Origin of the sequence: Paracoccus sp. (in: a-proteobacteria) (assembly GCF_030604785.1) — a bacterium.
Classification (GTDB): Bacteria; Pseudomonadota; Alphaproteobacteria; order Rhodobacterales; family Rhodobacteraceae; genus Paracoccus.
Window position 1 is genome coordinate 1 of record NZ_JAUVVF010000019.1, and the last position, 21769, is coordinate 21769.

General features: G+C 68.0%; 21 protein-coding genes and 1 pseudogene. 12 read left to right on the forward strand and 10 right to left on the reverse strand.

Annotation, left to right across the window (positions count from 1 at the left end):
• Positions 1-104 (forward strand): annotated as a pseudogene (locus tag QAR72_RS07910) (IS5/IS1182 family transposase); the annotation flags it as partial.
• Positions 105-123: 19 nt separating this feature from the next.
• On the opposite strand, the gene QAR72_RS07915 reads toward QAR72_RS07910, so the two are convergent.
• Complete coding sequence (locus QAR72_RS07915) at positions 124-1230, reverse strand: patatin-like phospholipase family protein (protein WP_304616826.1); 1107 nt, start codon at positions 1228-1230, stop codon at positions 124-126.
• A 78-nt stretch (positions 1231-1308) separates the two neighbouring features.
• On the reverse strand, positions 1309-2436 hold the full coding sequence (gene prfB / locus QAR72_RS07920; protein ID WP_304616827.1) for a peptide chain release factor 2: 1128 nt from the start codon (positions 2434-2436) through the stop codon (positions 1309-1311).
• A 136-nt stretch (positions 2437-2572) separates the two neighbouring features.
• Here prfB and QAR72_RS07925 point away from each other — a divergent pair, with 136 nt between their 5' ends.
• Positions 2573-3160 (forward strand): MgtC/SapB family protein, encoded by a 588-nt coding sequence (locus QAR72_RS07925; RefSeq protein WP_304616828.1) that lies wholly within the window; start codon positions 2573-2575, stop codon positions 3158-3160.
• An 8-nt stretch (positions 3161-3168) separates the two neighbouring features.
• Here QAR72_RS07925 and QAR72_RS07930 read toward each other — a convergent pair whose 3' ends face one another.
• The 3 genes from QAR72_RS07930 to QAR72_RS07940 all read right to left on the reverse strand — a co-directional run bounded on the left by QAR72_RS07930 (position 3169) and on the right by QAR72_RS07940 (position 8179).
• Positions 3169-5721 carry a penicillin-binding protein 1A gene (locus tag QAR72_RS07930; protein WP_304616829.1) on the reverse strand — a complete coding sequence of 851 codons (2553 nt, stop codon included), beginning with the start codon at positions 5719-5721 and terminating at the stop codon, positions 3169-3171.
• Between the two features lie 86 nt (positions 5722-5807).
• A complete protein-coding gene (locus tag QAR72_RS07935; protein ID WP_304616830.1) occupies positions 5808-7049 on the reverse strand; it encodes an N-acetylmuramoyl-L-alanine amidase in 1242 nt (413 codons plus the stop codon).
• On the reverse strand, positions 7046-8179 hold the full coding sequence (locus QAR72_RS07940; RefSeq protein WP_304616831.1) for a pyridoxal phosphate-dependent aminotransferase: 1134 nt from the start codon (positions 8177-8179) through the stop codon (positions 7046-7048). Before QAR72_RS07940 ends, QAR72_RS07935 begins: the two co-directional genes overlap by 4 nt.
• A gap of 137 nt (positions 8180-8316) precedes the next feature.
• On the opposite strand from QAR72_RS07940, the gene QAR72_RS07945 reads away from it, so the two are divergent.
• Positions 8317-9054, forward strand: a complete 738-nt coding sequence (locus QAR72_RS07945) for a DsbA family protein (protein ID WP_304616832.1) — start codon at positions 8317-8319, stop codon at positions 9052-9054.
• 39 nt (positions 9055-9093) lie between these two features.
• On the opposite strand, the gene betA is transcribed toward QAR72_RS07945, so the two are convergent.
• The 3 genes from betA to betI are packed head-to-tail and all read right to left on the reverse strand — an operon-like array spanning position 9094 to position 12759.
• A complete protein-coding gene (betA, locus tag QAR72_RS07950) occupies positions 9094-10761 on the reverse strand; it encodes a choline dehydrogenase (protein WP_304616833.1) in 1668 nt (555 codons plus the stop codon).
• Complete coding sequence (betB, locus tag QAR72_RS07955; protein WP_304616834.1) at positions 10748-12196, reverse strand: betaine-aldehyde dehydrogenase; 1449 nt, start codon at positions 12194-12196, stop codon at positions 10748-10750. The genes betA and betB overlap by 14 nt, the downstream gene beginning before the upstream one ends.
• The gene (gene betI, locus QAR72_RS07960) at positions 12193-12759 is read right to left on the reverse strand and encodes a choline-binding transcriptional repressor BetI (RefSeq protein ID WP_304616835.1); all 567 of its coding nucleotides are present in this window, start codon (positions 12757-12759) and stop codon (positions 12193-12195) included. The genes betB and betI overlap by 4 nt, the downstream gene beginning before the upstream one ends.
• Positions 12760-12843: 84 nt before the next feature.
• Here betI and choX point away from each other — a divergent pair, with 84 nt between their 5' ends.
• From choX to choV, 3 genes are read left to right on the forward strand one after another with little or no spacing between them, the layout of a single operon-like run.
• The gene (gene choX / locus QAR72_RS07965) at positions 12844-13785 is read left to right on the forward strand and encodes a choline ABC transporter substrate-binding protein (protein WP_304616836.1); all 942 of its coding nucleotides are present in this window, start codon (positions 12844-12846) and stop codon (positions 13783-13785) included.
• 58 nt (positions 13786-13843) lie between these two features.
• A complete protein-coding gene (choW, locus tag QAR72_RS07970; RefSeq protein ID WP_304616837.1) occupies positions 13844-14701 on the forward strand; it encodes a choline ABC transporter permease subunit in 858 nt (285 codons plus the stop codon).
• On the forward strand, positions 14698-15708 hold the full coding sequence (gene choV / locus QAR72_RS07975; RefSeq protein WP_304616838.1) for a choline ABC transporter ATP-binding protein: 1011 nt from the start codon (positions 14698-14700) through the stop codon (positions 15706-15708). Before choW ends, choV begins: the two co-directional genes overlap by 4 nt.
• Positions 15709-15715: 7 nt before the next feature.
• Here choV and QAR72_RS07980 read toward each other — a convergent pair whose 3' ends face one another.
• Positions 15716-16591 (reverse strand): ABC transporter permease, encoded by an 876-nt coding sequence (locus QAR72_RS07980; RefSeq protein ID WP_304616839.1) that lies wholly within the window; start codon positions 16589-16591, stop codon positions 15716-15718.
• Positions 16592-16721: 130 nt separating this feature from the next.
• Between QAR72_RS07980 and QAR72_RS07985 the strand changes: the two genes are divergently transcribed.
• Both QAR72_RS07985 and QAR72_RS07990 read left to right on the forward strand, forming a co-directional pair.
• On the forward strand, positions 16722-17996 hold the full coding sequence (locus tag QAR72_RS07985; RefSeq protein ID WP_304616840.1) for a sugar transporter: 1275 nt from the start codon (positions 16722-16724) through the stop codon (positions 17994-17996).
• Entirely contained in the window at positions 17993-18661 is a 669-nt protein-coding gene (locus QAR72_RS07990; RefSeq protein WP_304616841.1) for an ABC transporter ATP-binding protein, read from the forward strand. Before QAR72_RS07985 ends, QAR72_RS07990 begins: the two co-directional genes overlap by 4 nt.
• A gap of 3 nt (positions 18662-18664) precedes the next feature.
• Here the strand turns inward: QAR72_RS07990 and QAR72_RS07995 are convergent, their stop codons facing one another.
• A complete protein-coding gene (locus QAR72_RS07995) occupies positions 18665-19048 on the reverse strand; it encodes a DUF2147 domain-containing protein (protein WP_304616842.1) in 384 nt (127 codons plus the stop codon).
• Positions 19049-19190: 142 nt separating this feature from the next.
• Here QAR72_RS07995 and hisA point away from each other — a divergent pair, with 142 nt between their 5' ends.
• The 4 genes from hisA (at position 19191) to accB (ending at position 21764) form a co-directional block, all read left to right on the forward strand.
• Positions 19191-19907 carry a 1-(5-phosphoribosyl)-5-[(5-phosphoribosylamino)methylideneamino]imidazole-4-carboxamide isomerase gene (gene hisA / locus QAR72_RS08000; RefSeq protein WP_304616883.1) on the forward strand — a complete coding sequence of 239 codons (717 nt, stop codon included), beginning with the start codon at positions 19191-19193 and terminating at the stop codon, positions 19905-19907.
• Between the two features lie 136 nt (positions 19908-20043).
• Positions 20044-20805, forward strand: a complete 762-nt coding sequence (gene hisF, locus QAR72_RS08005; protein ID WP_304616843.1) for an imidazole glycerol phosphate synthase subunit HisF — start codon at positions 20044-20046, stop codon at positions 20803-20805.
• Positions 20802-21116 (forward strand): phosphoribosyl-ATP diphosphatase, encoded by a 315-nt coding sequence (locus QAR72_RS08010; RefSeq protein ID WP_304616844.1) that lies wholly within the window; start codon positions 20802-20804, stop codon positions 21114-21116. Before hisF ends, QAR72_RS08010 begins: the two co-directional genes overlap by 4 nt.
• 129 nt (positions 21117-21245) lie before the next feature.
• The gene (gene accB / locus QAR72_RS08015; RefSeq protein WP_304616845.1) at positions 21246-21764 is read left to right on the forward strand and encodes an acetyl-CoA carboxylase biotin carboxyl carrier protein; all 519 of its coding nucleotides are present in this window, start codon (positions 21246-21248) and stop codon (positions 21762-21764) included.
• Positions 21765-21769: the final 5 nt, after the last annotated feature.

Here is a 21769-nt window from a genome sequence, read left to right on the forward strand (position 1 = left end):
GCAGGCTGAAGGACTGGCGCCGCGTCGCGACCCGCTACGACAGATGTGCGAAAACCTTCCTCTCCGCCGTCGCCCTCGCCGCAACCGTCATCTTCTGGCTTTGACGATCAATGAGTCTGGAGCCTAACGCGCGATCATCCCGGCAAAAAGCTGCGACAGGTCGAAACTGTCGGTCTCGTTCAGCTTGTCGGCATGCTCGGTCAGGAAGGCATCGGCGGCGGCCTGTCCCGCCGCCTTCATCCGGTCCAGCATGCCGGGGCGCGGCATCAGCTTGGACCGGGCCGTCAGGTCGGTCATCAGCGCGTCGTCGATGATCATGTGGACCAGGACGTTCTTCATCGCCTTGTCGGTCAGGCGGTTCTCGGCGAACAATTCCTTGACGAAATTGATCGCGCGCAGCTGCGACAGAAGCGAGGCGTTGAAGCTGATCTCGTTCACGCGGTCCGAGATCTCGACCGGCGTGCGCGGCAGCGCGCAGCGAACCAGCGGATTGATCGCCACGATCACGATGTCGCGCGGAAAGCGCGCCTTGTAGAGCGGATAAAGCGCCGGGTTGCCCGCAAATCCGCCATCCCAATAGGCGTCGACCTGCCCGGTGACCGGGTCCGCGATCTCGATCGCCTGAAACAGGGTCGGCAGGCAGGCCGAGGCCAGGACGGCATCGACGCTGGCCTGTTCCCCGGTGAAGACACGGATCGCGCCCGTCCGGACATTCGTGGCCGAGACAAACAGTTCCGGCCCCTCGGTCGTGGCGAAATGCGGATAGGGCAGTTCGCGCAGCAGCGGCCCGAGCGGGTTGACGTAAAAGGGGCCGTAATCATAGGGGCTGATCAGCCGGGTCAGATTGTCCAGCCATGCGGCGGGCGAGACCATTTCGGTCCAGCGTTGCAGACCCTTGGTCATCGGCATCAGCGACTGCATCCAGCGGACCATCCGGTTGTCGCTCATGGCGCCGACCTCGGACCACAGGGCGTCAAGGTTCTCGCGTGCCGCCCGCCGGCCCGAGACGCCCGGATTGACCGCCAGCCCCGCCTTCAGCGCCGCCCCGTTCAGCGCCCCGGCCGAGGCCCCGGTAATGGCAGAGATGTGCAGCCAATGCTCGTCCAGCAGCCGGTCCAGAACGCCCCAAGTATAGGCGCCATGCGCGCCGCCACCCTGAAGGGCCAGGTTGATCTGCTTGTCCTTCATCGCCATCGCCGTGCCCTTTGCCTCATGTTGCAGTTGCAGCATTGTAGGAAGCGACGGGCATCCGGGCAAGTTCCACGGGTTTCCGCTGCGGCGCAGCGTCCCGTGGGGCAGTGCAGGGCCTCAGTCCTCGGCCTGAGCCTCGGCGCGGCTCTTGCCGGCGACGTCCAGCGCCAGCGTGGCGGCCATGAACCGGTCCAGATCGCCGTCCAGAACGCCCTGCGTGTCAGACGTCTCTTCCGAGGTCCGCAGGTCTTTCACCATCTGATAGGGATGCAGCACATAGGACCGGATCTGGTTGCCCCAGCCCGCCTCGCCCTTGGCGGCGTGCTGCGCATTGATCTCGGCATTGCGCTTGTCCAGCTCCATCTGATACAGCCGCGCCTTCAGCGCCGCCATGGCGTTCGCGCGGTTCTGGTGCTGCGACTTCTCGGAACTGGTCACGACGATGCCGGTGGGCAGGTGCGTGATCCGCACCGCCGAGTCGGTCGTGTTGACGTGCTGCCCGCCCGCCCCGGACGAGCGGTAGGTGTCGATGCGGATGTCGCGGTCGGGGACCTCGATCTCGATGTTGTCGTCGACGACCGGATAGACCCAGACGCTGCTGAACGAGGTGTGGCGCCGCGCCGCGCTGTCATAGGGGCTGATCCGCACCAGCCGGTGCACGCCCGATTCCGATTTCAGCCAGCCATAGGCGTTGTGCCCGGTGATCTTGTAGGCCGCGCTGCGGATGCCCGCCTCGTCGCCCGAGGTTTCCGACAGCAGCTCGACCTCGTAGCCCTTTTTCTCGGCCCAACGCACATACATGCGCGCCAGCATCGAGGCCCAGTCGCAGCTTTCCGTGCCGCCCGCGCCCGCGTTGATCTCGAGGAAGGTGTCGTTGCCGTCGGCCTCGCCGTTCAGCAGCGCCTCAAGCTCTTTCTGCGCGGCCAGCTTGGCCAGTTCCTTCAGGTTCGCCTCGGCCTCGGCGACCAGTTCGGCATCGCCCTCGGCCTCGGCCAGTTCGACCATCTCGGCATTGGCGGCCAGATCGCCCTCGATCCGGCGATAGGTCTCGATCGCGTCGGACAGCGACTGTCGCTCCCGCATCAGCTTCTGCGCGCGGGCCGGGTCGGACCACAGGTCGCCATCCTCGATCATGGCGTTCATCTCTTCCAGACGGTGCGGCGCGGTCGTCCAGTCAAGCCGCTGCCCCAGCAGCGCCAGCGAACGGCGGATGGCTTCGATCGTGGACTGCGTCTCGGCGCGCATGGGCAGGCTTCCTTCGGTCTGGCGTCAGGTCAGGGGTGATACCCCGGCCGCGCCGCATCGGCAAGGGCGGCGCAACCGCACGCGATCCTGCGGCGTTCAGCCACGCCATCACGGCCCACCCCAAGGGAACCCCATCATGCCCGCGATCCTCGACGACCTGTTCATGCCCCTGCAATCCACCAGCCTTGCCGTCGCCGCGGCCCGGCTGGCGCTGGCGATGGCCCTCGGCGCGGCCCTTGGCTGGGAACGCGAGCGCAGCGCCCATGCGGCGGGGTTGCGGACGCATATGCTGATTTCGCTGGCGGCGGCGCTCTTCACGCTGATCGCGATGGAGCTGACCTATCTGCGGGCTGACGAGGATGCCTCGATGCAGGTCGATCCCCTGCGCCTGATCGAGGCGGTGACGGCCGGCGTCGCCTTCCTGGCGGCGGGTTCGATCATCCTCAATGGCGGGACGGTGCGCGGCGTGACGACGGGCGCCTCGATGTGGCTTGCGGGTGCCATCGGTCTGGCGGCCGGCACGGGCCGGGGGACTCTGGCGGTGATCGCCGCGCTGATGGGGCTTCTGATCCTGTGGCTGGTCGGGATCCTGGCGGAACGCAGCACCCGCAGGCCGACCGACGAGGCCTCGCGCAACCTGGCCCACAGCGCCGGGCCGGGGGGTGCGGGGGGCAGCATGCCCCCCGCGCCAGCGCGGGACGCAAGCGACGGCCCGCCCCGCTGAAACCGGCCTCAGTAGAGCCCGCCCGAGGACATCGTTCCGAAATCGGTGCGGCTGGGAATCACGCGCCGTTCGCCGGTCGACGTGGTGATCGAGGTCGAGGCCCGCGAATCGGCGCCCGCCTCCCAGGGCAGGATGACCGGGCCGTCGCCGAAGCCGGTCACGACCAAGGGCGCGCCCCAGTTCGGGTCGGCGCCCTGGCGGAAATATTCCGCGATGACGTTCGGGCCCGTCGCGTCATCCGGCAGGCGCTGGCCTGTCACCCGGTCGATCTTGACCCAGTAGCCGCCCGGCGGCACGCGGAAGGCCGTGCCGCCATATTCCGCCACCGCCGCCCGCATGAAGGCGTTGAAGACCGGAACGCAGAGCGTGCCGCCGAAGGCGTTGCTGCCAAGCGTCCGTGGCTGGTCGAAGCCCAGATAGCAGCCCGCCACGATGTTGCTGGAATAGCCGATGAACCACACATCCTTGGCGTCGTTGGTGGTCCCGGTCTTGCCCGCGATGGGCACGGGCAGGTTCACCCCCGAACCGGAGCCGCGCGTCACCGCGCCCTCCAGCATCGAGGTCAGCTGATAGGCGGTGATCGCGTCCATCACCCGCTCGCGGTTGCTTTCGATCACCGGCGCGGCGCCTGCGGGCAAGGCCTGCATGCCGCAGGTCTGGCAGACGCGGCGGTCATGGCGATAGACGGTGCGCCCGCGCCGGTCCTGCACGCGGTCGACCAGCGTGGGCTCGACCCGCTCGCCGCCATTGGCGAACATCGCATAGGCCGCGACCATGCGGAACAAGGTCGTCTCCTGCGCGCCAAGCGCGTTGGCGAGGAAGGGTTGCAGCCGGTCATAGACGCCGAAACGCTCGGCATATTCGGCCACCTGCTCCATCCCGATATTGTCGGCGATGCGGATCGTCATCAGGTTGCGCGACTGCTCGATCCCGGTCCGCAGCGAGGTCGGCCCGTAATGCCGCCCCGAGGCGTTCTTGGGCTCCCACAGGCCCTGGGGCGTGTTGATGCGGATCGGCTCGTCCACGACGATCGTCGCGGGGGTGTAGTTGTTGTCCAGAGCCGCCGCATAGACGAAGGGCTTGAAGCTCGATCCCGGCTGGCGCTGCGCCTGTGTCGCCCGGTTGAAGACTGAGGATTGATAAGAGAACCCGCCCTGCATCGCGAGGACCCGGCCGGTATTGACGTCCATCGCCATGAAGCCGCCCTGGATCTCGGGGACCTGACGCAGCGACCAGCGGACGAAGCCGCCATCGCTGTCGCGCGTGACGGCGCGGACCAGCACGGCCTCGCCCACCCGGACCAGATCGCCCGCGCCCTGCGCGCGCGGCCCCAGACTGCCCGTCTCACGGTCCAGCCGGCGCGCCCAAGTCACGTCTTCGGCAGGGATCCAGTGGCCTTCGGGCTCTTCGGCGATGCCCTCGATGCCGATGCGGGCGCGGCTGCCCTCGATGGCCAGCACGACGGCCGGGCGCCAGCCGGGAATGTCGCGCGGCAGGCGCAATTCCCACAATGCCCCGCGCCACGACGCCTCGTCGCGCAGCAGGGACGGGTCGATCACCTCGCCCGTGCCGCGCCAGACGCCCCGGCCACGGTCATAATCCTCCAGCGCGCGCTGCAGTGCGGTCGCGGCCTCGGATTGCAGGTCGGGATCGACGGTGGCGCGGATCGTCAGGCCGCCGCCGAAGAATTCCTCGCGGCCGAATTCGCGGCTCAGCTGGCGGCGGATCTCGTCGGTGAAGTAGTCGCGCGCGGGAAGCTGGCTCTGAAAGCCGGGAAAGTCGCCGTTCTGGACGCTGCGCAGGGGCTGGGCGGCCTCGGCGCGAAAGGTCTCCTCGTCCAGATAGCCGTTATGCCACATCTCGCGCAGCACGTAATTGCGCCGGTCGGTCAGACGCTCCTTGGCGCGGACCGGATGCAGCCGTCCCGGCGCCTGCGGCAAAGCGGCCAGCATCGCGGCCTCGTGGGGCGCCAGTTCGGACAGGGACTTGTTGAAATAGGTCTGCGCCGCCGCCGCCACACCGAAGCTGTTCTGGCCCAGGAAGATCTCGTTCAGATAGAGTTCCAGGATCTGGTCCTTGGCCAGCGTGTTCTCCAGCCGCGCGGCCAGGATCAGCTCCTTCACCTTGCGTTCGATGCTGCGGTCGCTGGACAGAAGGAAGTTCTTCATCACCTGCTGCGTGATGGTCGAGGCGCCGCGCACGCTGCTGCCGCGCGAGGCGACCGCCTCGTAGGCCGCCGATAGGATGCCGCGCAGGTCATAGCCCGGATGATGGAAGAAGTTCTTGTCCTCGGCGCTGATGAAGGCCTGCACGATCAGGTCCGGCACCTCGTCGATGGGCACGAAGATGCGCCGTTCCTCGGCGAATTCGTCGATCAGCTGCCCTTCGGAGGAATAGATCCGGCTGATGGTCTTGGGCGTGTATTGCGCCAGCGTCTCGTGGCTGGGCAGGTCGCGGGAATAGATCCAGAAGACCGCGCCGAGGGTCAGCGCGACGAAGATGCCCGCGGTCACGAACCACGAAAAGATCGCGCCGAAAAAGGAAAGGATGCTGCGAAACACGACGGAGGGGGCCTTTCAGGAGATTGCCCCGTCTATAGACCCCGCCGGCGCGCCGGTCAAAACACGATTGCCGCGCTGCCGCAGGCTCAGCGGCGCAGAAGGCCCGCCCGCGCGGCCTCGTCCGCCCACCATCCGGTGACGGCATCGGCCACGGCCTCGACCATGCGCGCGCGCCACAAGGGATCGGTCAGGTTGGCACGGTCGGTCTCGTCCGACAGGAAGCCCAGTTCCAGCAGCGCCGAGGGAATGTCGGGCGATTTCAGCACCGAAAATGCGGCACCCTGAACCGGGCGGCCATGCAGCCCGATCCCCATCAGCGCCATGCGCGAGGTCAGGATGCGTGCGAAGGCCTCGGACCGGGGCTGCGTGTCGGTGCGGGCGAAATCCATCATCACGGCAGCAAGCTGGTCATCCTGTCCGGTCAGGTCCATGCCGCGCAGCATGTCGTGGCGTTCGTGACGCAGCGCCAGCTGCGCCGCCGCCCGGTCGTCGGCCGAGGGGTTCCAGACATAGACCGTCGCCCCCGCCGCATGGCCCTGCGGCAGCGCATCGGCATGAAGCGACAGGAACAGGTCCGCGCCCGCCTGACGCGCCATGGTCAGCCGGGCCTGCAGGCCGACATAGACATCCCGGTCCCGCGTCATCTGCACGTTCACGCCCCGCCGCTGCAGTTCTGCGCGCAGTTCCAGACCGAAGGCCAGGACCAGCGCCGCCTCGGATTCGCCGTCCACCTGCGCGCCGGGATCAAAGCCGCCATGGCCGGGATCCAGCATCACCGTCAGCGCTGCGGACCGCGACCCGGGGGGCGGCAGCTCGGCCGGGTCCGGCAGATCGCGCAATGCCGCCGCGGCCGAGGGACGGGGCGCGAAATCGGCCTCGGCGACGGGATGCAGGCGGATCGCGATGCGCGGCTGCGCGCCCCCCGAGGCCTTGCCCGCCTTGGCGATGCGGTAGGGGCCGGGCAGTTCCACCACGACCCGCGACCATCCCGGCTGAAAGACGCCCCATCGCACGGCCGGGACAAGGTCATGGCCGAACAGGTCCCCGGGCCTCTGGCCCGACAGATCGACGCCCTTCAGATCGACCACCAGCCGCGCGGGCTCGCCCACCAGAAAGACCCGATAGGGCACGGCCCGGTCCAGCGCCAGCGTCAGGTCCAGCGAGGGCTGGCCGAACAAGGTCTGCCACCAGCCGCGCTCGGTCCGGGTCAGCGAGGATGCGCCCAGATCCAGCCGCGCCGCCTCTTGCGCGGCCAGCGGCAGCGCCAAGACCAGCGCAAGCCCAAAGGCCATCAGCAGGGCGCGGATCTGCAACAGGGCGCGGATCATCGCGTGGCCATGAACCTTTCCAGCCGCGCCAGCCCTTCGGCGATGTCGGCGGTCGCGCGGGCATAGCTGAAGCGCAGCGTGCGCCGACCGCGCATCGGGTCGAAATCCAGACCCGGCGTCACGGCGACTCCGGCGCGCTCAAGGATCTCGGCGGCGAAGGCCACGGAATCCTGCGTGATATCCGTGACATCGGCATAGATGTAGAACGCGCCTTCCGGCAGGGCGATGCGGTGAAAGCCCGCGCCCGGCAGACCCTCCAGCATCAGGCGCCGATTTTCCGCGTAGACAGAAAGGTTTGCCTGCGCTTCCTCGATACAGTCCAGTGCCGCCAGCGCGGCCACCTGGCTGGCATGGGGCGGGCAGATGAACAGGTTCTGGGCCAGGCGCTCGACCGTGCGGATCATCGGCTCGGGGACGACCATCCAGCCGACCCGCCAGCCGGTCATCGAGAAATACTTGCTGAACGAGTTGATGACGAAGACCTCATCAGTCACCTCGAGCGCCGAGACGCAGCGCCCGCCATAGGAGAGGCCATGGTAGATCTCGTCCGAGATCAGGGCCATCCCGCGTCTCTGCGCCGCCTGCGACAGGGCGGCCAGTTCCGGCGCGGTCAGCACCGTGCCCGACGGATTGCCGGGCGAGGCCAGGATCAGCCCTTCGGCTTCGGGAAGATCCTCGGGGCGGGGCTGGTAGCGGTCCTCGGGGCGCGTCGGGATGCCGACCGGCTCCAGCGACATGGCCCGCAGGATCTGGCGATAGCTGGGATAGCCCGGAAAGCCCATCGCCACGCGGTCGCCCGCATCGAACAGCGCCGAGAAGGCCAGGATGAACGCACCGCTGCTGCCCGGCGTGACAACGACCCGCGCCGGGTCCAGATCGACCCCGTACCAGCGCCGGTAAAGGTCCGCGATCCCCTGCCGCAGGGCGGGCAGGCCAAGCGCGACCGTATAGCCCAAGGGCTGCTCAAGCGCCTGGGCCAGCGCGCGGCGGGCGCCTTCGGGGGCGGGGGTGCCGGGCTGGCCGACCTCCATGTGGATGATGTGGCGGCCCGCGGCCTCGGCGCGCGCGGCGGCCTCCATCACATCCATCACGATGAACGGGTCCACCTGACCCCGGTCCGATTGCCGCATCCGCCTGCCCCTTCGCCTTTTTCCTGCGGTTTAGCGCGCCCTAGCCCGCCAGACCAGTTCCTTTCCGCCGCGCCCGTCTTGCCTTTGCGCGCCCGAGCGCACAAGTTGCGGCCAGACGGAACAGGGAAAAGACCGCCATGAAACGCCTGATCGCCGCGCTGCTTCTGGCCGCGACCCCCGCCTCGGCTCTGGACCTCTCGGCCATGTCCGAGACCGAACGCGACGCCTTCGGCGAAGCCGTGCGCGCCTATCTGATGGAGAACCCGCAGGTCCTGGTCGAGGCGATCAACGTGCTCGAGGCGCGCCAGGCCGAGATGAGCGTCCAGAACGACCGCGCGCTGGTCGCCGCCAACCGCGCGGCGATCTTCGAGGACGGTCATAGCTGGGTCGGAGGCAATCCCGATGGCGACCTTACCGTGGTCGAATTCATCGATTATCGCTGCGGCGTCTGCCGCCAGGCCGCCGCCGACGTGATGGCCGCCGTCGAGCAGGATGGCAATACCCGGCTGATCCTGAAGGAATTTCCGATCCTCGGGCAGGAAAGCGAGCTTGCCTCGCGCTTTGCCATCGCGGTCCACCAGATCGCGGGCGACGACGCCTATCTCGCCGCCCATGATGCGCTGATGGAGATGCGTGGCACGATCACCGTCGACAGCCTTGCCGCGCTGGCCGGCCGGATCGGGGTCGAGGCCGAGCCCGTGCTGAACCGCATGAACACCGATCCGGTGACCGACGTGCTACGCGCCAACCGCCAGCTGGCCGAGACGATGGCGATCCAGGGCACGCCCACCTTCATCATCGGTGACGAGATGCTGCGCGGCCTGCCCCGCGCGGGCCTAGGCGCCACGATCCAGACGATCCGCCAGGATTCGTGACAGGCTTGGCGCGTCCGCGACCGGCGGGCGCGGACCGGCCTATTGCGCCGCCAGCGGCTGTTCGGGATCGGCCAGCGCGATCCGGCCCAGGATATGGTCGGCGGCCTTTTCGCCGGTCATGATCGAGGGCGCGTTCAGGTTGCCATTGGTGATGCGCGGAAAGATCGAACTGTCCGCGACCCGCAGATTGTCCACACCGATCACGCGCAATTCGGGATCGACCACCGCCATCGGATCGGTCGCCGCGCCCATCCGCGCGCTGCCGCAGGGGTGATAGGCCGATTCCGCATGCTCGCGGATGAAGGCGTCGATCTGCTCGTCGGTCTGGACCCCGTCGCCGGGCTGGATCTCGTCGCCGCGATATTCGGCAAAGGCAGGCTGGCCGAAGATCTTGCGGGTATGGCGCACGCAGGCCCGAAATTCGGCCCAGTCATCGGGATGGGACATGTAGTTGAAGCGGATCTCGGGCGCAGCGGCGGGATCGCCCGAGGCCAGCCGGATCGTGCCGCGCGATTTCGACCGCATCGGGCCGACATGGGCCTGAAAGCCGTGCCCCTTGGCGGCCGCCTTGCCGTCATAGCGCACGGCCAGCGGCAGGAAATGATACTGGATGTCGGGATAATCCACCGCATCCGAGGACCGGATGAAGCCGCAGCTCTCGAACTGGTTCGAGGCGCCCAGGCCCGTCTTCTGCAGCAGCCACTCCACGCCCACCCGGCTTTTGCCCAGCAGGTTGTAATAGGTATACAGCGTCACCGGCTTCAGTGACTTGTACTGCATGTAGATTTCGAGGTGATCCTGAAGGTTCGCGCCCACGCCGGGCCGGCCGGCGACAGGCGTGATACCGTGCTGGCGCAGGTGATCGGCGGGACCGATCCCCGACAGCATCAGGATCTTGGGCGTGTTGATCGAACTGGCCGAGACGATCACCTCGCGGCGCGCCACGACCGCCTGGACCTGCCCCCCGCGGTCAAGCTCGACCCCGATGGCGCGGCCATCGGCGATCAGCACGCGGCGGGCAAGGCCGCGCACGATCGTCAGAAGGCCGGTGCGCCTTGCGGGGCGCAGATAGGCATTGGCGGCGGACCAGCGGCGGCCCTTCCAGATCGTGGCCTCCATCGGGCCGAAGCCTTCCTGCTGCTCGCCGTTGTAATCGTCGGTGCGGGGCCAGCCGGCCTGCTGGCCGGCCTCGATGAAGGCGTTGAACAGCGGGTTCTTGCGCTTGCCGCGCGTGATGTGCAGCGGCCCGTCCGTCCCGCGCCAGGGCGAGGTCTGCGCCCCGGTCGGATCCCCGTGCCAGGTCTCCATCCGCTTGAAATAGGGCAGCACGCCAGCATAGTCCCAGCCGGTCGCACCCGTCTCGGCCCAATGGTCGAAATCGGCCGGATTGCCGCGCACGAAGACCATCCCGTTGATCGAGGACGACCCGCCCAGCACCTTGCCGCGCGGCGTGGCCAGACGGCGGCCGCCCAGATGGGGTTCGGGCTGGCTGGCGAAGCCCCAATCATAGCGGCTCATGTTCATCGGATAGGACAGCGCGCCCGGCATCTGGATGAAGGGGCCGATATCGCTGCCGCCGAACTCGATCAGCGTGACGCTGCGGCCCGCCTCGGTCAGACGGTAGGCCAGGGCGCAGCCGGCGCTGCCTGCGCCGATGATGACGTAATCGGCGTCTCCGGCGGCCTTCGGCAGATCAATAGGGTGCATCGACGCCTCCCATCCCGACATAGACGGATTTCAGTTGCGAATAATGCTCGATGGCGGCGGCGGAGTTCTCGCGGCCCAGGCCCGACAGCTTGACGCCGCCAAAGGGCATCTCGACCGGCGTCAGGTTGTAGGTGTTGATCCAGCAGGTCCCTGCCTCGAGCTGCGCGATGACCCGATGCGCGCGGGTCAGGTCCTGCGTGAAGACCCCGGCGGCCAGGCCGAAGCCCGTCCTGTTGGCGCGCGCGATCACTTCGGTTTCGTCATGGAAGGTCAGCGCGGTCAGGACCGGGCCGAAGATCTCGTCGCTGGCGATGGCCATGTCGTCGCTGGCATCGGCAAGAACGGTGGGCGGGATGAACGCCCCCTCGCCCGGCCCGCCGCAGACCAGCCGCGCGCCGGCAGCGATGCCGCCCGCGATGGCCTCGCGGATCTTGGCGGCCTGCGCGGGATTGATGATCGGGCCGTGGTTGGTCGCAGGGTCCAGCGGATCGCCCATCCGGGCCTGCCGCACGCGTTCGGCCAGACGGTCGAGGAACGCATCGCGGATGCCCTCTTGCAGGAAGACCCGCGTCCCGTTCGAGCAGATCTGCCCCGAGGAATAGAAATTCGCCAGGATCGCGGCACTGACGGCATGTTCCAGATTGGCGTCGTCGAAGACGATCAGCGGCGACTTGCCGCCCAGTTCCATCGTGACGTGACGCATCCCCTCGGCGGCGGCGGCATAGACGCGCCGCCCCGTGGGCACCGACCCGGTCAGCGAGACCTTGGCGACATTGGGGTCGGTGACCAGCGCCGCGCCGACCTCTCCGCGGCCCTGGACGACGTTGAAGATGCCGGGAGGCATACCGGCCTCGATGAAGATCTCTGCCAGTTTCAACGCGCCAAGGGGGGTTTCCTCGGAAGGCTTGAAGACCATCGCATTGCCCATGACCAGGGCGGGCGCGGCCTTCCAGCAGGCGATCTGGCTGGGATAGTTCCAGGCCCCGATCCCCGCGCAGACGCCAAGAGGTTCGCGCCGCGTATAGGCCCAGTCCTGGCCCAGGGGGATCATCTGCCCGGTCAGCGTCGCGGCAAGGCCCGCGAAGTATTCCAGCGCCGCCGCACCCGAAGGCCAGTCGGCCACCAGCGTCTCCTGCAGGGGCTTGCCGGTATCCAGCGTCTCGAGCCGCGCGAGTTCATCGTTGCGTTCAAGGATGATCGCCGCAGCACGGGCCAGAACCCGGCCCCTTTCCACCGGGGCCAGCGCAGCCCAGGCGGGCTGGGCGGCGCGCGCGGCGGCGCAGGCCGTGGCCACTTGCGCGGCGCTGGCCTCGCGCAGTTCGGCGATGGGCTGGCCGGTGAAGGGATAGCGCACCGTCAGCGCCGCGCCCTCGCCCTCGACGAACTGGCCGTCGATGAACAGGCTGGCTGCGGGCTGGGCTTGGGGATGGCTCATGCGAGGGCCTCGTTCAGATAGGTTTCGATGACCGCCTGCGCGGCGGCGGCGTCGGTCGGGCCGGGCGTCAGGACCGCGCGCAGATAGACGCCGTCGATCAGCGCGCCGAGCGTGTCCGCCACCCGGCCGGGGTCATCCGTCAGCCCCCTCAGCGCCACCAGCAGATTCGAGCGCAGGCGCCGGTGATAGACCCGCAGCAGGCGTGCGGCTTCGGGGCTGGTCAGCGCCAGCGCGTAGAAATTCAGCCAGGCGCTGACCGTCTCGCGCTGAAAGTTCACGGGCGCGAAGCTGGCATGGATGATCGCGTCCAGCCGGCCGCGCGTGCCGCGCCCGGGCAGCGCCTCTCGCACGGTGGTCACATAGACGCGCAGGATGTATCGCATCGCGGCCAGAAACATCTGGTCCTTGGATCCGAAGTAGTGATGCGCCAGCGCAGGCGACATGCCCGCCCGCCGCGCGATCTGGGCGACGGTGACGTCCAGCGACCCCGCGCGGCCCACCTCGAAGATGGTGGCGTTGATCAGCGCGGCTTTTCGGATAGGCTCGGCCCCAAGTTTCGGCATATCGTCCAGCGCTCATGTTTTTTGTTGCCTTGTCGGAACCATGTAGCGTTAATTGATCAACCAATCAAGAACAGGGAGCCATCCATGACGTATCGCCGCATCGCCCCAACCCTCGCCGCCCTTGCCCTGCTGGCCCAACCGACGATCGCGCTGGCCGACGACCATTGCAGCCGGGTCGTGTTCTCGGATGTCGGCTGGTCGGACATCACCGCGACGACGGCTTTGGCCACGACCGTTCTGGAGGCCCTGGGCTATCAGACCGAGACGCGAATCCTCTCGGTTCCGGTGACCTACACGGCGCTGTCGACGGGCGATGTGGACGTGTTCCTGGGCAACTGGATGCCCACGATGGAGGCCGACATCGCCCCCTATGCCGAAGCCGGCACCGTCGACACCGTCCGCACCAACCTGACCGGGGCGAAATACACGCTGGCCACGAACCGCGCGGGCGCCGATCTGGGGATCACCGATTTCGCCTCGATCGCGGAACACAAGGACGCGCTGGAAGGCCGCATCTACGGGATCGAACCGGGCAATGACGGCAACCGCCTGCTGCTTGAGATGATCGCGACGGACCAGTTCGGCCTCGGCACGTTCGAGGTGGTGGAATCCAGCGAACAGGGCATGCTGGCGCAGGTCCAGCGGGCCAGCAATGCGGGCCGCCCCGTCGTGTTCCTGGGCTGGGAGCCCCATCCGATGAACGCGCAGTTCGACATGACCTATCTGACCGGCGGCGACGACATCTTCGGCCCCGATCTGGGCGGCGCCGAGGTCCGCACCAACACCCGCGCGGGCTATGTCGAGGATTGCCCCAATGTCGGCCGTTTCCTGCAGAACCTCGAATTCACGCTGGAGATGGAGAACGAGGTGATGGGCATGATCCTCAATGACGGGCAGGACCCCTCGGCCGCGGCGCGCGCCTGGCTGGCGGCCAATCCCGAGGCCGCGCTGCCGTGGCTGGAGGGCGTGACCACCATCGAGGGCAACATGGCCGACGCCGCCCTGACCGAGGCGCTGGCCGGATAAGGCCCGCCGCCCGGCGCGCCAAAGGGGCGTCGGGCGGGCTGCAAGCAAGGACGCGCGCATGGATTTCCTGGACCCGCCTCTGGGCTGGATCACCGACAACAAGATCCCCGTCGGCCGGACGGCGCGTTCGGCCTTTGACTGGCTGAACGCGAATGGCGCGGCGGTCTTCGATGCGATCTCGAACGCGATGAACGCGCTGATCGCGGGCGTCCTGGCCGCGCTTCAGGCGCCTCATCCGCTGGTCTTCACCGCGCTGGCCATGGCGCTGACCTACGGGCTGCAGCGCCGGATCGCGCCGGTCCTGTTGGTCGGGGCGGGGCTGTTGTTCATCCTCAACCAGGGCTACTGGACCGAGACGCTGCAATCGCTGACGCTGGTCCTGTCGGCCTGCATCGTCTGCATGGCGATCGGCGTGCCGATCGGCATCGCCGCCGCGCACCGGCCCCGGCTTTATGCCTGGATGCGGCCGGTGCTAGACCTGATGCAGACGCTGCCGACCTTCGTCTATCTGATCCCGGCCATCGTCTTTTTCGGCATCGGCATGGTGCCCGGCCTTCTGGCCACGGTGATCTTCGTGCTGCCCGCCCCGATCCGGCTGACGCAGCTGGGCATCGCCTCGACCCCGCCCGCGCTGATCGAGGCCGCGACCGCCTTCGGCGCGACCCGCCGTCAGCTTCTGTGGAAGGTCGAGCTGCCAAGCGCCCTGCCCCAGATCATGGCCGGGCTGAACCAGACGATCATGCTGTCGCTGTCGATGGTGGTGATCGCGGCGCTGGTCGGCGCCTCGGGGCTTGGCGTGCCGGTCGTGCGCGCGCTGAACAGCGTGAACACCGCGCTCGGCTTCGAGGCCGGGTTCGTCATCGTCGTCGTGGCGATCCTTCTGGACAGGATGCTGCGCATGGAGAACCGCAAATGAGCCGCATCGCCGTCGAGTTCGACCGCGTGAACATCGTCTTCGGCGATCATCCCGAACGCGCCCTGCCCCTGATGGACGAGGGGCTGGACCGCGGCCCGATCAAGGCCGAGACCGGGCAGGTCCTCGGCGTGCACGATTGCAGCCTGACCGTGGCCGAGGGCGAGATCCTTGTCCTGATGGGTCTGTCAGGTTCGGGCAAATCCACGCTGCTGCGGGCGGTGAATGCGCTGAACCCGGTCTGCCGGGGCGAGGTGCGGCTGCGCGTGGGCGACGAGATGGTCAGCGTGACCGCCGCCCGCCGCCGCGCCCTGCGCGAGATCCGGCTGCGTCAGGTGGCGATGGTCTTTCAGCAATTCGGCCTGCTGCCTTGGCGCAGCGTGCGCGACAATGTGGGGCTGGGGCTTGAACTGGCGGGCGTTGCCGCGGCGGAACGGCGGGCGGTGGTGGACCGGCATCTGGCGGTCGTCAACCTGACCGACTGGGCCGACCGCAAGGTGGGCGATCTGTCGGGGGGCATGCAGCAGCGCGTGGGTCTTGCCCGTGCCTTTGCGACCGAGGCGCCGATCCTCTTGATGGACGAGCCCTTCAGCGCGCTGGACCCGCTGATCCGCGCCCGCCTGCAGGACGAATTGCTGGAGCTTCAGGCGCGGACCAAGCGCACGATCATCTTTGTCAGCCACGATCTGGACGAGGCCTTCAAGCTGGGCAACCGCATCGCCCTGATGGAGGGCGGGCGCATCGTGCAGGTCGGCACGGCGCGCCAGATCATCGCCGCGCCGGTGAACGGCTACGTGGCGGATTTCGTGGCTCACATGAACCCCTTGGGCGTGCTGACCGCCGAGGATGTCGCCGAAGAGGGCGCGCTTGCCGACGGACAGAGCCTGCCCCGCGACCTGCCCCTGCGCGAGGTGATGCGCCATCTGGCCGAACGCCCCGCGCTCGCGCTGGAAGGCGGCGGCGTGGTGCGGCGCGAAGCGGTTCTGGCCCGGCTGGCCGGGCGGGGATGATCCCCGCTCAGGCCTGCTGCAGGTCGCGGTGATAGCGCAGCAGCAGCGCCAGCCCAAGCGCGAACAGCCCGAGCCCCAGACCGAACACATAGGCATAGCTGACGTAATCGCCGTTGTAGTTGGGATAGAAGGCCTTGCGCATCTGGCCGACGACATGAACCAGCGGGTTCCACCACAGCCAGTCGCGATAGGGCTGCGGGATCGTGTCGAACAGGAAGAAGATGCAGGACACCAGGAACAGCGGCCGCATCAGGATGCTCCAGACCGATTGCCACCAGGTGAAGGCCTCGAAGAGGAAGCAGTTCATCACCCCCACCGCCGAGGCGATCAGGATCGTCATCGCGAAGGCCAGCGCGATCTGCAGGATCTGCGGATCGGTCCGCGTGTCCAGCATCAGCACGATGCCCGTGAAGATCAGCACCGCCACCACCGCCTGGGTGATGGTGTTGAACAGGATGCGCGCGATCAGCGCGTCCATGAACGTCACCGCCGGATAGGTCAGCAGCGACTTGGAATAGCGGATCGACCCCGCGACCTTGTTCGACAGGTCCAGATAGGCCATGAACGGCACCACCCCCGTCGCGTAGAAGATCGCGAAATTGGTCCCGAGCGGGGGCGCCCGGAACCCGACCGAGAAGATCAGCGTCAAGAGGACAATCCCGCCCACCGGTTCGGCGATCGCCCAGAGATAACCGCCCGCCGACCGACCGTGGCTGGTCGCCATCTCGCGCAGCATCAACGCCCCGATCGACCGCAGCGACGCAAAGCGGCGGTGCTTGCGCACGTCCTGAAGCGGCCCCTTCGCACCCTGCCCGCCCTTGCGCTGCGGCAGGGGCGCTGCCGGGCGCTGCGCGTCGGTCTGGGGTGCGGAGAGATCTGACATCGCGGCATGCTCCGGGCTTCTCCGGCTCACGTTCCTTTGCCCGGGCCGGGCGGGGAACGCGCTGGAACTGTCCATCGGGCTTATGTATGAGGGCCGGGCAGAGATCAACAAGCCAAGGCGGCCCAAGCGCATGTCGGTTCCCTCGAACAGCCCCGCACAGGTCGCGCCCCCGGCCCAGCAGCCCGCATCCTCGCAGCCGCAACCTGCAGCTTCGCAACCGGCCGCCGCGAAGCCCGCAGCCGCGAAGCCCGGCGCGCCCAAGGGCGGCCCCGGCAAGCAGCCGATCCGGCCGCCCGCCAGCCCCGCCTCGATGAAGCCCCGTCATTACGGGCTGGCGATCAGCTTTGCGCTGGCCGTGATCCTGCCGCTGCTGGTCAGCGCATGGTATCTGCATTTCCGCGCGGCCGATCAGTACGCTTCCTATGTCGGCTTCTCGGTCCGCAGCGAAAGCGCGCCGGGCGCCTCGGACATCCTTGGGGGGCTGGGCTCTCTGGTCGGGGTGACGAGCAGTTCGACCAGCGATACCGACATCCTCTACAAGTTCATCCAGAGCCGCGATCTGGTCGAGCGGGTGAATGCCCGCATCGACCTGCGCGAGGTCTGGTCGAAGGCGCCCGACGATCCGGTCTTCCGCTTCCGCGGCGGCCAGAGCCTCGAGGATCTGTCGCGCGAATGGGACCGCAAGGTCCGCATCCATTTCGACACCGGCATGATCGACCTGCGGATCCTGGCCTTCACCCCCGAAGATGCCCAGGCCATCGCGAAGGCCATCCTCGACGAGGGCGGCATCCTCATCAACGAACTGAACGACGTCGCGCGCGAGGATGCGCTGCGCTATGCCCGCCAGGAACTGGACCGCGCCGAATCCCGCCTGCGCGAGGCGCGCACCCAGATGACCGAGTTCCGCAACCGCTATCAGCTGGTCGATCCGGCAGCGGATGTGCAGGGGCAGGTCGGCGTGGTCAGCTCACTTCAGCAGCAGCTTGCCGAACAGCTTGTCGCGCTTGGCCTCTTGCGCGCGAATGCCCAGGACAACGACCCGCGCATCGCCCAGACCGAATTGCGCATCTCGGTGATCCGCGAACAGATCGAGGCCGAGCGGCTGAAGATCGGCAGCGTCAACGGCGAACGCGCCCTGTCCGATCTGGTCGGTGAATTCGAGACCCTCGCCGTCGAACGTCAATTCGCGGAAACCAGCTACACGACGGCACTGGCCAGCTACGAGGCCGCCCGCGCCGAGGCCGCCCGCCAGTCCCGCTATCTGGCGCCCTATATCCGCCCCACTCTGGCGCAGGACGCCGAATTCCCCGAACGCGGCACTTTGCTGGCGATGATCTTCGGGTTCCTCTCGCTGATCTGGATCATCGGCACGCTGGTCTTCTACAGCCTGCGCGACCGGCGATGATCCATCTCGACGACCTCTGCAAGACCTACACCCTGAACGGCCGCCACAAGGTCGTGGCCGACCACATCACCACGACCTTTCCAAGCGGCACCTCGGTGGCGCTGCTGGGGCGCAACGGCGCGGGCAAGTCCTCGCTGCTCAAGATGATCTCGGGGGCGATGCTGCCCAGTTCGGGGCGCATCCTCTCGACCGGCACGATCAGCTGGCCGGTGGGCTTTTCGGGCAATTTCAGCGGAGAACTGACGGGCGAGCAGAACACCCGCTTCGTCGCGCGCATCTACGGGATCGACACCGACGAGATGGTCGATTTCGTGGCCGATTTCGCCGAGCTGGGGCAGCATTTCAAGATGCCGATCCGGACCTATTCCTCGGGGATGAAATCGCGCCTGGCCTTCGGCATCTCGATGGCGGTGCCCTTCGACACCTATCTGGTCGACGAGGTCTCGGCGGTGGGCGACGCGGCCTTCAAGGCGAAATCCAACCGCGTCTTCAACGACCGCCTGGCCCAGGCCGGGGCGGTCGTCGTCAGTCACTCGATGAGCCTTCTGCGCGAGATCTGCGATTGCGGCGCCGTGCTCGAGGCGGGGCGGCTGACGTGGTATGACGACATCAACGAGGCGATCGAGGTCCACCTGGCCAACATGAAGCGGCCCCGCCCGGCGTGATGCCTACTGCACCTTGACCCAGGTCTGGCTCTTGCACAAAAGCCCGCCCGCAACGCAGCCCGACAGGCTCATCCGGTCGCCCGAGACGCTGGCCTTGCCGGCATAGATGCGGTCATTGGCCGGACGCCAGACGCGTCCCTGATAATTGCCGCCGCCCTGGGGCGCCATGTCGATGACGATCTGCCGCCCGACATTGGGCGAGGCATATTCCGCCTGATCCTTGAACGCCCGGGTGATCGTGCCGCAATAGGCATTGCCGCAGGGCGCGATCGTGACATGAGCAAAGGCGCCCTCGTCGGGCTGGGTCTGCCAGACCCCCTCGATCGGGTCGGCCGCAGCCGCGCCCGCGGCAAGCGCCAGCCCGGCGGCCAGAATGATGTGACGCATGGTCCCTCCTCCTCAGGAATGGAACCAGATTGTCGCGGTGGCCTCGCATCTGGCAAGCATGACGTGAGGTCCGCCCCTTGCCGCCGGACCTTGCGTCATGCCAAAGACGCGCCAGACCGACACCATCACGGAAGGGCGCGCCATGATCCTCTATCCCGCCATCGACCTGAAAGACGGCAATTGCGTGCGCCTCCTGCGCGGCGAGATGGAGGCCGCGACGATCTTCGGCACCGACCCCGCAGCCCAGGCCCGCGCCTTCCAGGATGCGGGCGCGCGCTATCTGCATCTGGTGGACCTGAACGGCGCCTTCGCGGGCCACCCTGTCAACGCCGCTGCGGTCGAGGCGATCCTCGCCGCCATCGACATCCCCGCCCAGCTTGGCGGCGGCATCCGCGACATGGCGACGATCGAGACCTGGCTTTCGCGCGGGCTCGACCGGGTGATCCTCGGCACGGTCGCGGTCGAGAACCCGGATCTGGTGCGCGAGGCCGCAGCCGCCTTTCCGGGTCATATTGCGGTCGGTATCGACGCGCGGGCGGGCCGCGTCGCCACGCGCGGCTGGGCGACCGAGACCGATATCGACGCCACCGACCTCGCCCGCCAGTTCCAGGATGCCGGCGTCGCCGCGATCATCTACACCGATATCGACCGCGACGGCGCGATGGGCGGCCCCAACATCGCGGCGACCGAGGCTTTGGCCCGCGCCGTCCAGATCCCCGTCATCGCCTCGGGCGGCGTCTCCTCGCTGGATGACCTCAAGGCGCTGGCCGCGACGGGCGTGATCGCCGGCGCGATCTCGGGCCGGGCCCTCTATGACGGCGCGCTGGATCTGGGCGAAGCTCTGGCCGCGCTCGGCTGATCCTTTGCCTTGGCCCCAATATCCCGGGGGGACTCGCGCTTGCGCGGTGGGGGGCAGCGCCCCCCTGCCCGCTCTGGCCCCGCGGGCCGGCCTGCGCTAGAAGCAGCCTGACCGATCCCGACAAAGGCCCTGCCCGATGCTCAAGACCCGCATCATCCCCTGCCTCGACGTGGCCGATGGCCGCGTGGTCAAGGGCGTCAATTTCGTCGACCTGGTCGATGCCGGAGACCCGGTCGAGGCCGCCCGCGCCTATGACGCCGCCGGCGCTGACGAGATATGCTTTCTCGACATCCACGCAACGCATGAAAACCGCGGCACGATGTTCGATCTGGTCACGCGCACGGCAGAACAATGCTTCGTGCCGCTGACGGTGGGCGGGGGCGTGCGGACCCACCACGATGTGCGCGCGCTGCTGCTGGCGGGGGCCGACAAGGTCAGCTTCAACTCGGCCGCCGTGGCTGATCCCGATGTGGTGGCCCAGGCCGCAGACCGATTCGGCAGCCAGTGCATCGTCGTGGCCATCGACGCCAAGACCGTCGCGCCGGGCGAATGGCAGATCTTCACCCATGGCGGCCGGAAACCGACCGGCATCGACGCCGTCGAATTCGCGCGGCTGGTGGAATCCAGGGGCGCGGGTGAGATTCTTCTGACCTCGATGGACCGTGACGGCACGCGGGCGGGCTTCAACCTGCCCCTGACCCGCGCCATCGCCGATGCGGTGAACATCCCCGTCATCGCCTCGGGCGGTGTCGGCACGCTGGATCACCTGGTCGAGGGCGTGACAGAGGGCCGCGCCAGTGCGGTCCTGGCCGCCTCGATCTTCCATTTCGGCACCCACACCATCGCCGAGGCCAAGGCCCACATGGCCGCGGCCGGCATCCCGATGAGGCTGACATGAGCGCGCTTCACCGCCTTGCCGCCACGATCGAGGCCCGCAAGGGCGCCGATCCCGACAGCAGCTGGACCGCCAAGCTTCTGTCCAAAGGCCCCGAGAAATGCGCCGAGAAATTCGGCGAAGAGGCCGTCGAGGCGATCATCGAGGCCGTCAGGGGCGACCGCGACCGCCTGACCGCCGAGGCCGCCGACGTGATCTTTCACCTGCTGGTCATGCTGGCCGCGCGCGACATCAGCCTGGCCGAGGTCGAGGCCGAACTGACCCGGCGCGAAGGTCTCTCGGGTCTGGCCGAAAAGGCGGCACGGCAGGGCTGAAGGCATTGAATTCCGGCCCTGCCGCCCCTGATGGGCGCCAGACCCTTCCCCTCGGGCAGGCAGAAAGGCTATAAGCCCCGCAATCGCCGCGCAGGAACGCGGCCCGACCAGAACATGGCAGAGGATGGCATGAGCAACGATTCCAAAACGGGCAAGCATCACGAGGGCGATGTTGCCTTCATCCGGTCGCTGGCCGAACTGCTGAATTCGAGCGAGCTGAACGAGATCTCGGTCAAGCGGGAATATGGCGAACATGACCGCCTGACCGTCAGCCTGACCAAGCAGGGCAAACAGGTCGTCTATGCGCAGGCGCCCGCCGCGGCCCCGGCCGCAGCATCCGCCCCCGCTTCCTCTGCCCCCGCCGCGCCCGCGGCCCTGGCCGCCCCCGCCGCCAGCGAGGACCCGGCCAGCCATCCCGGCGCCGTCGCCTCGCCCATGGTCGGCACCGCCTATCTGGCGGCCGAGCCGGGCGCCGCGCCCTTCGTTACCGTCGGCCAGACCGTGGCCGAGGGCGACACGCTGATGATCGTCGAGGCGATGAAGACGATGAACCACATCCCCTCGCCCCGCGCTGGCACCGTCAAGCGCATCCTGGTCGATGACGGCACCCCGGTCGAGTTCGGCACGCCCCTGATGATCGTCGAGTGACGCGC